14 protein-coding genes are annotated in these 13,769 nt (G+C 67.9%); 6 read left to right on the plus strand and 8 right to left on the minus strand.

From position 1 onward, the window contains the following. Positions 1-18: 18 nt before the first annotated feature. The 6 genes from pstA to JF543_RS12530 all read right to left on the minus strand — a co-directional run bounded on the left by pstA (position 19) and on the right by JF543_RS12530 (position 7,219). The gene (gene pstA, locus JF543_RS12505) at positions 19-1,095 is read right to left on the minus strand and encodes a phosphate ABC transporter permease PstA (RefSeq protein WP_179410186.1); all 1,077 of its coding nucleotides are present in this window, start codon (positions 1,093-1,095) and stop codon (positions 19-21) included. 1 nt (position 1,096) lies between these two features. Then, complete coding sequence (gene pstC / locus JF543_RS12510) at positions 1,097-2,056, minus strand: phosphate ABC transporter permease subunit PstC (RefSeq protein WP_179410187.1); 960 nt, start codon at positions 2,054-2,056, stop codon at positions 1,097-1,099. Between the two features lie 119 nt (positions 2,057-2,175). Next, a complete protein-coding gene (locus JF543_RS12515) occupies positions 2,176-3,279 on the minus strand; it encodes an extracellular solute-binding protein (RefSeq protein ID WP_179410188.1) in 1,104 nt (367 codons plus the stop codon). A gap of 121 nt (positions 3,280-3,400) precedes the next feature. Next, positions 3,401-4,339, minus strand: coding sequence for an NUDIX hydrolase (locus JF543_RS12520; protein ID WP_179410189.1), 939 nt, complete (start codon positions 4,337-4,339; stop codon positions 3,401-3,403). Next, positions 4,336-6,501: an RNA degradosome polyphosphate kinase gene (locus tag JF543_RS12525; RefSeq protein ID WP_206824582.1), complete on the minus strand. Its 2,166-nt coding sequence runs from the start codon at positions 6,499-6,501 to the stop codon at positions 4,336-4,338. The genes JF543_RS12520 and JF543_RS12525 overlap by 4 nt, the downstream gene beginning before the upstream one ends. Before the next feature lie 40 nt (positions 6,502-6,541). Beyond that, positions 6,542-7,219, minus strand: coding sequence for a response regulator transcription factor (locus tag JF543_RS12530; RefSeq protein ID WP_224818761.1), 678 nt, complete (start codon positions 7,217-7,219; stop codon positions 6,542-6,544). A gap of 81 nt (positions 7,220-7,300) precedes the next feature. Between JF543_RS12530 and JF543_RS12535 the strand changes: the two genes are divergently transcribed. The 4 genes from JF543_RS12535 (at position 7,301) to JF543_RS12550 (ending at position 10,234) form a co-directional block, all read left to right on the plus strand. After that, on the plus strand, positions 7,301-7,594 hold the full coding sequence (locus JF543_RS12535; protein WP_206824583.1) for a hypothetical protein: 294 nt from the start codon (positions 7,301-7,303) through the stop codon (positions 7,592-7,594). 166 nt (positions 7,595-7,760) lie between these two features. Then, positions 7,761-8,363 carry an FABP family protein gene (locus JF543_RS12540; RefSeq protein ID WP_179410192.1) on the plus strand — a complete coding sequence of 201 codons (603 nt, stop codon included), beginning with the start codon at positions 7,761-7,763 and terminating at the stop codon, positions 8,361-8,363. A 7-nt stretch (positions 8,364-8,370) separates the two neighbouring features. Beyond that, positions 8,371-9,459 carry a folate-binding protein YgfZ gene (locus JF543_RS12545; RefSeq protein WP_206824584.1) on the plus strand — a complete coding sequence of 363 codons (1,089 nt, stop codon included), beginning with the start codon at positions 8,371-8,373 and terminating at the stop codon, positions 9,457-9,459. Between the two features lie 31 nt (positions 9,460-9,490). Continuing rightward, positions 9,491-10,234, plus strand: coding sequence for a phosphoglyceromutase (locus JF543_RS12550; protein WP_179410194.1), 744 nt, complete (start codon positions 9,491-9,493; stop codon positions 10,232-10,234). Between the two features lie 79 nt (positions 10,235-10,313). On the opposite strand, the gene phoU is transcribed toward JF543_RS12550, so the two are convergent. Further along, entirely contained in the window at positions 10,314-11,027 is a 714-nt protein-coding gene (gene phoU, locus JF543_RS12555; RefSeq protein WP_179410195.1) for a phosphate signaling complex protein PhoU, read from the minus strand. 200 nt (positions 11,028-11,227) lie between these two features. Between phoU and JF543_RS12560 the strand changes: the two genes are divergently transcribed. Beyond that, the gene (locus JF543_RS12560; RefSeq protein ID WP_179410196.1) at positions 11,228-12,445 is read left to right on the plus strand and encodes a sensor histidine kinase; all 1,218 of its coding nucleotides are present in this window, start codon (positions 11,228-11,230) and stop codon (positions 12,443-12,445) included. Continuing rightward, complete coding sequence (locus tag JF543_RS12565) at positions 12,442-13,134, plus strand: response regulator transcription factor (RefSeq protein ID WP_179410197.1); 693 nt, start codon at positions 12,442-12,444, stop codon at positions 13,132-13,134. The genes JF543_RS12560 and JF543_RS12565 overlap by 4 nt, the downstream gene beginning before the upstream one ends. An 82-nt stretch (positions 13,135-13,216) precedes the next feature. Here the strand turns inward: JF543_RS12565 and JF543_RS12570 are convergent, their stop codons facing one another. Continuing rightward, the gene (locus JF543_RS12570; protein ID WP_347401159.1) at positions 13,217-13,714 is read right to left on the minus strand and encodes a DNA modification methylase; all 498 of its coding nucleotides are present in this window, start codon (positions 13,712-13,714) and stop codon (positions 13,217-13,219) included. Positions 13,715-13,769: the final 55 nt, after the last annotated feature.

The following is a 13,769-nucleotide window of genomic DNA, read 5'->3' on the forward strand; positions in this document are numbered from 1 at the left end:
GTGGAATCGGGATGCGGCTCAGCGGCCGGCGGTCTTGGGGGCGAACCACTTCGCGATCAGGCGACCGAGCAGGTTCAGCAACATGACGATCAGGATCAGCGTGAGCGCGGCGGCCCACGCCCGAGCCAGTGAGGCGTCGGGGCTGGTGCCCTGGTTCATGTACGAGTTGTAGGCGAAGACCGGCAGGGTCATCATCTGCCCGCTGAACAGGTTGGTGTTCAGGCTGGCGGTGAACCCGGCGGTCAGCAGCAGCGGAGCAGTTTCGCCGATCACGCGGGCGATGGCGAGCATCACCGAGGTGGTGATACCGGCGATCGAGGTGGGCAGCACGACCTTGAGGATCGTCAGCCACTTCGGAACGCCGAGCGCGTACGAGGCCTCACGCAGCTCGTTGGGCACGATCCGCAGCAGCTCTTCGCTGCCTCGCACGACCACCGGGACCATCAGCACGGCCAGCGCGAGCGAACCCATGAAGCCCATCGAGATGCCGGGGCGGATCAGCAGGGCGAACACCGAGTAGATGAACAGACCGGCCACGATCGACGGGATGCCCGTCATGACGTCGACGAAGAACGTGATGCCCTTGGCGATGCGCCCGCGACCGTACTCGACGAGGTAGATCGAGGTCATGAGGCCGATGGGGACCGCGATCAGGGCCGCCACCAGGGTGATCAGCACCGTGCCCCAGATGGCGTGCACGATACCGCCGCCCTCGCCGACGACGTTGCGCATCGAGTAGCTGAAGAACTCGGCATCGAATCGTGCGATGCCGTTGCTGATGACCGTCCACAGCAGCGAGATCAGTGGCAGCAGCGCGACGGTGAACGCGGTGGCGACCAGCGCGGTCATCAGCCGGTCGACAGCCTTGCGGCGGCTCTCGGCGATGGCCGACATGGCCGTGATGAGCACCATGTACAGCAGCACGCCGGTGATCACGGCGCCGGCGATGTTGAAGTCGGCGAGGTTGCCGTTGGGAGCGGTCACCGCGAACGCGGCGGCCGACAGCACGAGCGACGCGGCCAGCAGGGCCCACGGGGCCCACGATGCCAGGCGGCCCGAGGTGAGCGAGGCGGAGGCGGGGGTCTGCATGGTCATGTCAGTTCGCTCCCGAGAACTCGGCGCGGCGGGCGACGATCCAGCGCGCCAGCGCGTTGACCGCGAAGGTCACGATGAACAGGATGAGGCCCGTGGCGATCAGGGTGTTCACACCCGTGTCGTGCGCCTCGGGGAAGGCGAGGGCGATGTTGGCCGGGATCGGCGTCGGGTTGGTCGCCGTCAGCACGAGGAAGCTGTAGACGGCAGCGGGGGAGAGCACCATGGTCACGGCCATGGTCTCACCGAGGGCGCGACCGAGAGCGAGCATCGTCGCCGAGACCATGCCGCCGCGAGCGAAGGGCAGCACGGCCATGCGCACCATCTCCCAACGGGTGGCGCCGAGCGCAAGCGCGGCCTCTTCGTGCAGCTTCGGCGTCTGCAGGAAGACCTCGCGGCAGATCGCGGTCATGATCGGGATGACCATCACGGCAAGCACGAGTGCGGCGGTCAGGATCGTCTTTCCCGTCGACGAGACCTGTCCGCCGAAGAACGGCACCCAGGCCATGTTCTCGTTCATCCAGGCGTAGATCGGCTGCAGCAGCGGGGCGAGTACCAGACCGCCCCACAGGCCGAACACGACCGACGGCACAGCAGCCAGCAGGTCGATGATGTAGCCCAGCACGCCGGCGAGGCGGCGCGGGGCGTAGTGCGAGATGAACAGTGCGATGCCGATCGAGATCGGGGCGGCGATCAGCAGCGCGATGAAGGACACCCAGACCGTGCCGAACGCGAGCGGTCCGACGTACTGCCAGAACGAGTCACCTTCGAGGATGTGGTTGTCGGTCGTGTCGGGAGCGAACGCGGGCAGGCTCTGAATGATCAGGAACGCCGCGACCGCCACGAGGACGACGAGGATTGTGATGCCGGCGCCGAGCGCGGTGCCCGAGAAGACCCGGTCGCCGAGACGCTGCTTGGCCTTGATCGGGGGCGCGGCTTGTGCCGGCCTGGTCGTCGTGGTCATGTTCTCCTGCTGTTCGGGTGGAATCGGATGCTGTGGTGTCGGAGTCGGGGTGTCGACCGCCCGATGCCCCCACGCCCTATGCGGGGCGTGAGGGCATCGGATTCAGCTCAACTCGTGGATCAGTCGACCTTGATGGTGTCGATCGCGGCGAGGACCTTGTCGCGCAGTCCGGCCGAGATGGGAGCGCTACCTGCGTTGTCGGCGGCAGCCTGCTGGCCCTCTTCGCTGGCCATGTACTCGAAGTACGACTTGACCAGGGCAGCGGTGTTGGCGTCCTCGTACTGCTCGCATGCGATCAGGTAGCTGACCAGGGCGATCGGGTACGAACCTGCCGGAGCGGCGGCCGGGTCGATGGCGAAGACGAGGTCACCGGCGCCGCGGCCCTCCTCCAGCGGCGAGGCCTCGACGAGCGCTGCGGCGGCGTCTGCCGAGTACGCGACGTACTCGCCGTCGACACCGACGTGCACCTGGCCGAGCTCTGCGGTCTGCGATGCGTCGGCGTAGCCGATCGCGCCGTTGCCCGCGGTGATCGCCTGCACGACACCCGAGGTGCCCTGAGCGGCCTCGCCACCGTTGATGGGCCACTCGCCGTCGGGCTCGTGGGTCCAGACATCGGCAGCGGTCGCTGCGAGGTAGGTGGTGAACGTCTCGGTGGTGCCCGAGTCGTCCGAGCGGTGGACGGGCGAGATCACCAGGTCGGGCAGCTCGACGCCCTCGTTCTGCTCGGCGATGGCCGCGTCGTTCCAGTTGGTGATGGTGCCCGCGAAGATGCCCGCGATGGTGGCGGCGTCGAGGTTGAGCGAGTCGATGCCCTCGAGGTTGAACGCCACGGCGACGGGCGAGATGTACAGCGGCACCTCGACGATGGCGTCGCTGGAGCACATACCGAAGCCGCCCTCGGTGAACTCGTCGAGCTTGAACGCGCGGTCCGAGCCGATGAAGTCGCTGGCGCCGGCGAGGAAGTTCTCGCGGCCGGTGCCCGAACCGGTGGGCTCGTAGTTGACGGTGACGCCGTTGTTGGCGGTCTGGAAGCCGGCGACCCATGCCTCCTGGGCGGCGCCCTGCGAGGAAGCGCCCGTGGCGCGCAGGGTGCCCTCGAGCGTCGAAGTCGAGTCGGAGGTCGAGCCCTCGGTAGCCGGGGCTTCGTTCGCGGCGCAACCGGTGAGGGCGAGTGCGGCCACGGCGCCGATGGCGCCGATTCGAGCGATGCTGGAGATCTTCACTGTGGATCCGTTCGATCGGGGACTTGTGGATGCCCTGGTGCGGGGCACACAGTGACGCTACGAGCGACGGTTAACGAGACTCTCCCACGATGGTGAACGGAAGGTGAACGACTGCTGTCGGCTAGACCTTCGGCTCATGGGTCTCGATCGAGATGATCCCTGACCCCGGATTGGTTGCCGAGAGGTGAACAACCGAGAACGCGGACATGGCCAGTGCGCTCGCGCTGTTGACATACGACCCGCGCATGGTGCCGGTCGCCAGTGCCATCTCTGAGAGCAGTTCCGGCAGAACGGGGCCGTGACTGCACAGCACAGCGGGCTTGCGCGAGCGCACACGGCGTCCGATGACGGAGCGGATATCGGCGGTGCCGTGTTCCCAGGCATCCTGACTGATCTTGTCGGTGACGCGCGCGGCCCGCCCGAGTTTGCGTTCCAGCGGAGCCACGGTCTGCCGGCACCGTTCGGCGTCGCTGGTGACGATGCGCCGCACCCCGAAGGCCCGCAGTGGCGCGACGATCGCCTTCGCCTGGCGCGCGCCCTTGCCGGTGAGCGGCCGCGCAGCGTCCGGCCCGTCCCAGTCCGATCGCGCAATCGCCTTGGCGTGGCGCAGCGCGATCAACGGGAACGTGTGCAGCACGCCGTCCTCGACCAGCCGTGCGAAGTTCTCGAGGATCTCGATGTCGACGGGATAGCTCAGGCGCTGGCGCGCCTGCTTCACGCTGACCCATTCGATGGCGGCGATCTCACCGTTGGGGACGAAGGATGAGGCGCGGATCGCGTCATCGGTCGCCTCGGCGGCCCAGTAGTGCACGACCTTCTGGCGCTTGGGGCGCATCCAGTACTTGCTCACGCCGACCGGAACGCCCAGGCAGACGCGAATGCCGGTCTCTTCACGAACCTCACGCACCGCGGTCTCGGCGAGCATCTCGCCCGGGTCGACCTTGCCCTTGGGCAGCGTCACATCACGGTACTTCGTGCGGTGGATCAGCAGCACGCGCAGCTTGCCCTCCAGCATCCGCCAGACGACGGCGCCGGCGGCGTAGACGGCGGTGTCGGTCATCGACGGGTCTGCTTGCGACGGCGGCGTCCCTGCACAGCCGCCATCATGCGGTCCTGCAGGTCGATCAGCGGTGACTCCTCTGTCGACTGGGCGCGCGTCCACACCCCGCCCTCACCCAGATGCCACGAACTGGTACGCGGGTCCATGGCGAGATCGAACAGTGCGTGCAGTTCCTTGGTGTGCGCCGGGTCATCAAGGCGCACCAGCGCCTCGACGCGCCGGTCGAGGTTGCGGTGCATCATGTCGGCGCTGCCGATGTAGACGATGGGCTCGCCGTCGTTGTCGAACATGAACAGTCGCGAATGCTCGAGGTAGCGCCCCAGGATGCTGCGCACCGTGATGTTGTCGCTGACGCCGGGCAGGTCCACGCGCAGGCCGCAGATGCCGCGCACCCACACCTCGACCTTCACGCCGGCGATGCTGGCGCGGTACAGGGCGTCCACGATCTGCTCGTCGACCATCGAGTTGACCTTGATGCGGATACGTGCCGGGCGGCCGGCCTCGGCGTGCTTGCGCTCGTTGTCGATGTGACGCAGCAGCCCCTTGCGCAGGTGCAGGGGCGCCACGAGCAGACGCTTGAACTTCTTCTCGATCGCGTAGCCGCTGAGCTCGTTGAACAGGCGGGTGAGGTCGCGTCCGACGAGCGGGTCGGCGGTGAACAGACCGAAGTCCTCGTAGATGCGGCTGGTCTTGGGGTTGTAGTTGCCGGTGCCGACGTGCGAGTAGTGGCGCAGTACGCCGTCCTCCTCGCGGATCACGAGTGCCAGCTTGCAGTGCGTCTTCAGACCCACCAGTCCGTACACGACGTGCACACCGGCCTTCTCGAGCTTGCGTGCCCAGACGATGTTGGCGGCTTCGTCGAAGCGGGCCTTCACCTCGACGAGTGCCAGCACCGACTTGCCGGCCTCGGCGGCGTCGATGAGGGCCTGCACGATCGGGCTGTCGCCCGAGGTGCGGTACAGCGTCTGCTTGATGGCCAGGACGTGCGGGTCGCGCGCGGCTTGCTCGAGGAACGCCTGCACGCTCGTCGCGAACGATTCGTAGGGGTGGTGCACGAGCACATCGGACTTGCCGATGGCCCGGAAGATGTCGGGCCGCTCATTGCTGTCGCCGGGCTGGAACGCCACGGCCGTGGTCGGCAGGTGCGGCGGGTAGCGCAGGTCGGGGCGGTCGATCCGCGACAGGCCGAACAGGCCGCGCAGGTCCAGCGGCCCAGGTAGGCGGTAGACCTCCTGGTCGGTGATGTCGAGCTCGGTGATGAGCAGCTCGAGCGTCACATCGTCCATGTCGTCGGTGATCTCGAGGCGGATCGGCGGACCGAACCGGCGTCTGAGCAGCTCGGCTTCGAGCGCCTGGATCAGGTTCTCGCTCTCATCCTCTTCGATCTCGACGTCCTCGTTGCGGGTCAGCCGGAACGCGTGGTGGTCGAGCACCTCCATTCCCGGGAACAGATCATCCAGGTGGTTGGCGATGAGGTCTTCGAGGCGGATGTAGCGCACGATCTGCCCGCCGCCGGGGACGGCGATGAGGCGCGGCAGCATCGAGGGCACCTTGAGGCGCGCGAACTCCTGGCGACCGGTGCGGGCGTTGCGGATGCGGATGGCGAGGTTCAGCGAGAGCCCGGAGATATAGGGGAACGGGTGCGCGGGGTCGACGGCCAGCGGCATGAGCACGGGGAAGACCTGCGCCTGGAAGTACTCGCCCAGCGCGGCGCGCTCAGCGTCGGTCAGCTCGTCCCAGTCGGTGATCTCGATGCCGGCGTCAGCCAGTGCGGGCTTGACCTGTTCGCTCCAGACGGCGGCGTGCCGCAGCTGCAGCGCATGGGCCTCGCGCGAGATGTCGCTGAGCACGTCGGAGGGCGCGCGGCCGACATTGGTGGGCACGGCCAGCCCTGTGAGGATGCGCCGCTTGAGTCCGGCGACGCGCACCATGAAGAACTCGTCGAGGTTGCTGGCGAAGATCGCCAGGAAGTTCGCCCGTTCGAGTTCGGGGACCGTGGGGTCCTCGGCCAGTTCGAGCACACGCTGGTTGAACGCCAACCAGCTCAGTTCCCGGTCGTGGTAGCGATGATCGGGCAGAACCGAGTCCGGGGTCTCATGCGCGTCGAAGTCGTCGTCTTCGGCGTCCTCGAGTCCGGCGTCGACAAGTACGTGATCGATCATGGGGTACATCCTTGCATCCGTCGGTTACGAGCAGGAGAACTCAGCCCGCCGCTTGTCCCGGTTCGTCGTTCAGATTGAAGCGGTAGCCAACGTTGCGCACGGTGCCGATGACCTGCTCGGCGTCGCCGAGCTTGGCGCGCAGGCGACGCACGTGCACGTCGACGGTGCGGGTGCCACCGAAGTAGTCGTAGCCCCAGACGTCGCTGAGTAGCTGTTCTCGGGTGAAGACGCGGGAAGGGTGTGTCGCCAGGAAGTGCAGCAGCTGGAACTCCTTGTACGTCAGGTCCAGCGGACGTCCGTGCAACTTGGCAGAGTACGACTGCTCGTCGATCGTGATCCCGGATGCCTGCACGCTGACGGGTGTCTCGGCGTCGGGCCGGGTCAGTGCGAGACGCAGGCGGGCATCGACCTCGGCGGGGCCCGCGGTGGCCAGCACGACATCGGCGAAGCCCCATTCGGTGGAGATCGCGCTCATGCCGCCCTCGGTGACCACGAGCAGCACCGGCGCCTCGCCGCCCGCGGTCTGCAACAGACGACAGGCGGCTCGGGCCGCGACGAGGTCTTCGCGGCCGTCCACGACGATCGCCGCGCACTCGGGGAGCGATAGCAGACGGGACGGCTCGATCGGGTGATGGCGGATGCTGTGGGCGAGCAACCCGAGCGCTGGCAGCACCGGCTCCGCATCGGGAGCCGGGGTGAGTACCACCAACACGGCCACGCACACATGTTAGTCGGGTGCGTCCCGCCGTCGGAGGAATGCGTCAGACGGGTGCGGGTATGTGACGGGTACGATGGCGTCATGCAAGAAGTGGCACTCGCTCCGCGCAACGCGTTCCACGGCGTGATCGCCGTCTTGGGCGTGGCAGCGGTGACGGCGATCCTGCTGGGATTCCTGCTGCCGGCCGACACCCGGATCGGCTGGTTGCTGATCGCCTTCGGTGGTGTCGTGTTGCTGTCGTTCGCCGTGCAGCTGGCGTATGCCCGTCCGCAGGGGTTCGTCGTGCGGGTATCGGCGAGCATCGTGGGATCGCTGGTGCTGATGGGGATGGTGTCGGCGGCCTTCGGCGTCGCGACACTCGTCTCGGCGTTCTGACGCGACCGGGTTGCGTGACAGGTGACTAGACTGTCGGGCATGGACATCGTCGCGCTCGAACTCTTCTTCCTCGGTCTGCTGGGCCTTGCGGGCCTCGCGATCGCCTTCGTCGCCGGCGTCGTGCTGGTGAACCTGTTCCGCGGTCAGCGCTGATCCAGAGCCGATCATGATCGAACTGCCCACGGATCTGCCTGCCGATCTGGCACCGTTGTCGTGGTTGCTCGGCGTCTGGGAGGGCACCGGCGTCATCGAGTACAGCGCGGGCGACCAGCGCTTCGAGGGCGAGTTCACCCATCGCGTGAGCTTCAGCCACGATGGCGGGCCGTTCCTGAATTACGCCGCCACGGCCTCGTTCCGCGGCACTGAGGGTCAGGACGAGCCGATCGCCTTGCTGTCCGAGACCGGCTTCTGGCACCTCGCACGGCCGCGCACGGCATCCGATCCCGGCCCCGCACTCCTGCCTCCCGCCGAGGCCGCGACCGAGCGCACGGTCGACGACGTCGAGGCGCTGCGTACCGACGACGGTTTCCCGCTCGAGGTCTCGGTCGCGCATTCGGACGGCACGCTCGAGCTCTACCTCGGGCGCATCGCCGGCCCCCGTATCGACATCGCCACGGATGCCGTCGTGCGTCCAGCGGGTGCAAAACAGTACACCGCAGCCAGCCGCATGTACGGCCTGGTCGATGGACACCTGCTCTGGGCATGGGACATCGCGGCGATGGGCGAGACGCTGAAGTCGCACGCATCCGCCCGCCTGGCCAAGGTCTGAGTCGGCGGTGTTCGACAGCATCCCCGGCGCCGTCCGTGAAGGCGACGTGATCGCCCACTTCGGCAACCCGCTCATCGAGCAGCGACAGCTGGCCGCGGGCGAGGCTCTGGTGCCGCTGACCGATCGCACCCTGATCGAGGTCGCCGGCGCAGACCGCCTCACCTGGCTCGACTCGTTCACCTCGCAGGCGTTGAAGGGCCTGCCCGCGGGTGCCAGCACTGAGCTGCTCGTGCTCGACCCGCAGGGTCGCGTCGAGCACGCCGCCGCCGTCTTCGAGGACGGCACGGCGACGTGGCTGATCGCCGACAGTGCGGATGCCGATGCGCTGGCCACCTGGTTGCAGCGCATGGTCTTCCGCTCCCGCGTCACCGTCACGGTGAAGTCGGATGCTGTCCTGGTGGGTTTCTTCGCAGGAGGCGGTGCGCAGGCCCGCGTCGCCGTGGCGGCTCCGAATGGCCACGCGCTCGTCTGGAACGACCCGTGGCAGAGCGTGCAGCCGGGCGGGCACCAGTACGCCGCCGTCGATGGGCATCCCGGCGCGGACTACGCCTGGACGATCGCCGTGCTCGATGACGCGGACGCGCTCACGGGGCCGTTCGCGGGGGCACTGGCGGCGGAGGCTCTTCGTGTCGCCGCGTGGCGCCCCCGTTGGTCGCACGAGGTCGATGAGCGCACGATTCCGCACGAGGCCGATTGGATCCGCTCCGCCGTGCACCTCGACAAGGGGTGCTACCGCGGCCAGGAAACCGTCGCGAAGGTGCACAATCTCGGGCATCCGCCGCGACGACTCGCGGCCCTGCACCTCGATGGCAGCGAGGTGACCCTGCCGCAGCCGGGATCGCCCGTGCTGGCCGGTGACGCCGAGGTCGGTCAGGTGACGTCCGCCGCGCTGCACTACGAGGACGGGCCGATCGCGTTGGCGATGCTCTCACGACGCGCGCCGATCGGCGACCTGGTCGTGCGCGCTGACGGCGTCGACATCGCGGCGGCGCAGCAGGTCATCGTGCCGGCCGACGCCGGGGCCACGGCCGAGGTGCCGCGTCTGACGCGCCTGTCGCGGCGACCGCTGGGCGAGGATCCTCGCAACAGCCGCTGAGCCGGTCGTGCCCGGCCGATAGGCTGGGTGCATGACGCGCACCCTGATTCTGCTCCGGCACGGCCAGAGCGAATGGAACAAGCTCAACCTGTTCACCGGATGGGTGGACGTTCGCCTGACCGAGCAGGGCAAAGAAGAGGCCCGCCGTGGTGGCGAGCTGCTGGCCGAAGCCGGGCTGCTGCCCGACGTGCTGCACACGTCGCTGCTGAGCCGCGCGATCCAGACCGCGAACATCGCCCTGGATGCCGCCGATCGGCTGTGGATTCCGGTGACCCGCTCGTGGCGCCTCAACGAGCGTCACTACGGCGCGCTGCAGGGCAAGGACAAGGCACAGACGCTCGAAGAGTTCGGTCCCGAGCAGTTCCAGCTCTGGCGCCGCTCGTTCGACGTGCCGCCGCCGCTGCTCGACGACGACAGCGAGTTCAGCCAGGTGCACGACGCGCGCTACGCGGGCATCGACGGCGACGTGCCGCGCACCGAGTCGCTCAAGCTCGTGATCGACCGCCTGCTGCCGTACTGGGAGGACGCGATCGTCCCCGACCTCGAAGCCGGCAAGACGGTGCTCGTCACCGCGCATGGCAACTCGCTGCGCGGTCTGGTCAAGCACCTCGACGGCATCAGCGACGACGACATCGCCGAGCTGAACATTCCCACCGGCATCCCGCTGGTGTACGAACTCGATGAGAACAACGTGCCGACCGGACCGGCTCGCTACCTCGACCCTGAGGCCGCTGCGGCCGGTGCCGCGGCTGTCGCCGCGCAGGGCAAGAAGTAATCCCCGCAACGACGAAGCCCCTCTGAATCCTGGGCGGATTCAGAGGGGCTTCGTCGTGTCGAACAGCGGATGCCGCGGATCAGGCCTCTGGTGCGTCCTCGCCAGGGGCCGAGAGCTGTGCCTCGACGGCGAGGGCGATGTCCTCTTCTTCGACCGCCCAGTCGCCGGTGGCGAGGTAGACGACCTTCTTGGCCACGGCGACCGCGTGGTCGGCGAAGCGCTCGTGGTAACGGCTCGCGAGGGTGGCGTCGACGGTGGCCTCGGCCTCACCCTTCCAGTTGTCGCTGAGCACCTTGTCGAAGACGTGCGCGTGCAGCTCGTCCACGTCATCGTCGGCGTTGCGGATCGCGTCGGCGAAGCGCAGGTCCTGCGTGCGCAGCAGGTCGGCGAGCGTGCGAGCGATTTCGACATCGAGCTCTCCCATGCGGCGGAAGGTGCCCTTGAGGCCCTTCGGCACGGCGCGCTCGGGGAAGCGCAGGCGGGCGAGCTGAGCGATGTGCTCGGCCATGTCGCCCATGCGCTCGAGCGATGCGCTCACGCGCAGCGCGGTGATCACGATGCGCAGGTCGCGGGCGACCGGCTGCTGGCGCGCCAGGATCTCGATGGCCTGCTCGTCGAGCGCGACGGCGAGTTCGTCGATCTTGGCGTCGTCGGCGATGACCTCGTCAGCCAGTGCGACGTCGCTCTCGGCGAACGAGGTGGTCGCCTTCTCGATGGCGATCGTGACGAGGTCGGCGATCTCGGTGAGCTTCGCCTGCAGGTCCTCGAGGGACTGGTGGAACACTTGGCGCATGTCGCGCAACCTTTCGTCGGGGACTCGGCACGGTGAGTGCGCGGGCACGGGTGCCTGAGGGGCACGCTCGCGCGAGGTCGACACGATTGTGTTCGCCGAAGGTTAACGAACGGTGCCCGGAATGTGAATACTAGCCTTCCCGCCGCATGACGGCGCGCTGAACGGCAGGCAAAGCCGCGCGATCCCCGTACGCTGGAGCCATGGATTCGCCCCAGCTCGCGCTGTTCGCACTCGCCATCGGCGCGATCATCGGGGCCGGTACCGTGCTGCTGGTCGTCTGGGCCTACCGCGTCCGGGCGCTGGCCGCACAAGAGACGTCCACCGCGGTGCCCGCTGGCGTGGCCGAGGTTCTGCGGGGCATGGATGATCCGGCCTGCGTGCTCAACGCTTCGGGTGTGGTCGTCGCGATGTCCCATGCCGCCGAGCGGTTCGGGATCCGTCCGGGGGCCGTGCTCGACAACGCCGATCTGCGTCGGCTCGTGCGCAATGCGCGTGATGACGGGGACACCGCGGCCGACACGTTGCGTCTTGCCGTGGGCGGAAGCCTCGACCCGCGCCTGGTGTCGGCGCGGTCGAGTCGTATCGGTGCGCAGCTGACTCTCTTGATCATCCGCGATGTCACCGAGCGGGAGCGCCTCGAGCAGATGCGCACCGATTTCGTCGCCAACACCAGCCATGAGCTCAAGACGCCGGTCGCTTCGGTCAGCCTTCTTGCCGAGGCCATCGAGTCGGCGGCCGACGACCCGCACCAGGTGCGCGTGTTCGCCAAGCGGATCGCAGCCGAAGCCGGTCGCCTCGGACAGCTCACCGGTCGCATCCTGAGCCTGGCCAGACTGCAGGCCGCCGAGACTCTGGCACAGGTCCGGCCGATCTCGATCGATGAGGTTGTCGCGGCCTCGGTCGAGGCACACCTGGTGCAGGCCGATTCGGCGGGGGTGACGCTGACTCGTGGCGGCGAGCGGGGCGCATGGGTGCGGGGTGACGCACAGGTGCTCGTCGAGGCCGTCGGCAACCTGATCGCGAACGCCATCGTCTACTCGCCCAAGGGCTCGAGCGTGGGAATCGGCGTCAAGGTCGTCGACGACATCGTCGAGATCGCCGTCGCAGATCAGGGAATCGGTATCGCGGAAGCGGATGCTGAGCGCATCTTCGAGCGCTTCTACCGCGCCGACGAAGCCCGCTCGCGACGCACCGGGGGCACCGGGCTCGGGCTGTCGATCGTTAAGCACGCGACACAGCGGCACGGCGGAGAGGTGCGACTGTGGTCGCGGCCGGGACGGGGGTCGACCTTCACGATCCGCCTGCCGCGGATCGAGGCGCCGGACACCGGCAAGAAGAAGACCAAGAAGAGCAAGAAGAAGCGCACGGACAAGAGCGCCGCGAAGGCTGTCGCGGCACGAAACGGAGAGAACGCATGACCCGGATCCTGCTGGTCGAGGACGAACCCGACCTGGCTGACCCGCTCGCCTACCTGCTGCGCAGAGAAGGCTACGAGGTCGAGATCTGCGAGGACGGTCCCGGCGCGCTGAATGCGTTCCGCGAGCGGGGTGCCGACGTGATCCTGCTTGATCTGATGTTGCCGGGCATGCCGGGTACTGAGGTGTGCCGCCAGGTGCGGCAGGGTTCGTCGGTGCCGATCATCATGCTCACGGCGAAGGATTCGGAGGTCGACATCGTCGTCGGGCTCGAGCTCGGGGCTGACGACTACATCACCAAGCCGTACTCATCGCGCGAGCTGCTGGCCCGCATGCGTGCCGTGCTGCGCCGCGTGGTGCAGCCGGAGGCGGAGCTCGACGAGCGCGTGCTCGAAGGCGGACGCGTGGTGCTCGACATCGACCGGCACACGGTCGCCGTGGACGGCGACGAGATCAGCATGCCGCTGAAGGAGTTCGAGCTGCTCGAGGTGCTGATGCGCAATTCGGGTCGTGTGCTCACCCGCGGGCAGCTCATCGACCGGGTCTGGGGGAGCGACTACTTCGGCGACACCAAGACTCTTGATGTGCACATCAAGCGCATCCGCTCCCGCATCGAGAAGAACCCGGGTGACCCGGTGATGCTGGTGACGGTGCGCGGTCTCGGCTACCGCTTCGAGGGCACAGCCGGCTGAGTACGTCGTCCTGGCACTCACGCAGAAGAGGCCGATCCCATTCGGGATCGGCCTCTTCTGTCGTTCGCGCGGAGCGCGGAAGTCACTCGCCGGCGCTGGGCACCAGGTCGGAGTACTCGGGCAGGGTGCCGTCGAGCACCGGAATCTCGGTGGCTGTGGCCTCGCCGTCTCCAGAGACGAAGAGCGCCTCGATGTTGGAGCCGGGCATGACGTTCAGACCGTCGATCGGCAGCGGATCCTTGTCGGCGCCGAGGCTGACGGAGTCGCCCGCGGGAACCCGCACGGTCAGCATGGTGCCGGCGATGTCGATGTTCACCCGTCCGCTCTTGTCGCCGGTGTTGACGAACGCGGCGACGAGGTTGCCGGTTGAGCCGTCTTCGGTGGCGATGACCATCGCGTTGCGGACGACGATGTCGCCGCCGGTCGCGTCGACGTTGACGCCGTCGGACGGCGAGTAGTCGATGGTCGTGGCCTGGTTCGTCATGAACGTGCAGCCAGTGGTGCCGAGCGCGACGACGGCGCCCAAAGCGACAGCGGCGACGAGACGCGAGGCGATGGACGCAGCAGAGCGCGAGTTCACGGATCCTCCTGAGATGCGACGGGTGTCGAGGATCAGTCTAGTGGGTCGTGCGCCG

The organism is Microbacterium esteraromaticum (assembly GCF_017303215.1).
Classification (GTDB): Bacteria; Actinomycetota; Actinomycetes; order Actinomycetales; family Microbacteriaceae; genus Microbacterium; species Microbacterium esteraromaticum_C.

Bases quoted from the DNA above. Each gene is read 5' to 3' on its own strand.
- pstA (WP_179410186.1), bottom strand. From the start codon at position 1,095: ATGACCATGCAGACCCCCGCCTCCGCCTCGCTCACCTCGGGCCGCCTG.
- pstC (WP_179410187.1), bottom strand. From the start codon at position 2,056: ATGACCACGACGACCAGGCCGGCACAAGCCGCGCCCCCGATCAAGGCC.
- JF543_RS12520 (WP_179410189.1), bottom strand. From the start codon at position 4,339: ATGACCGACACCGCCGTCTACGCCGCCGGCGCCGTCGTCTGGCGGATG.
- JF543_RS12525 (WP_206824582.1), bottom strand. From the start codon at position 6,501: ATGATCGATCACGTACTTGTCGACGCCGGACTCGAGGACGCCGAAGAC.
- JF543_RS12535 (WP_206824583.1), top strand. From the start codon at position 7,301: ATGCAAGAAGTGGCACTCGCTCCGCGCAACGCGTTCCACGGCGTGATC.
- JF543_RS12540 (WP_179410192.1), top strand. From the start codon at position 7,761: ATGATCGAACTGCCCACGGATCTGCCTGCCGATCTGGCACCGTTGTCG.
- JF543_RS12550 (WP_179410194.1), top strand. From the start codon at position 9,491: ATGACGCGCACCCTGATTCTGCTCCGGCACGGCCAGAGCGAATGGAAC.
- phoU (WP_179410195.1), bottom strand. From the start codon at position 11,027: ATGCGCCAAGTGTTCCACCAGTCCCTCGAGGACCTGCAGGCGAAGCTC.
- JF543_RS12560 (WP_179410196.1), top strand. From the start codon at position 11,228: ATGGATTCGCCCCAGCTCGCGCTGTTCGCACTCGCCATCGGCGCGATC.
- JF543_RS12565 (WP_179410197.1), top strand. From the start codon at position 12,442: ATGACCCGGATCCTGCTGGTCGAGGACGAACCCGACCTGGCTGACCCG.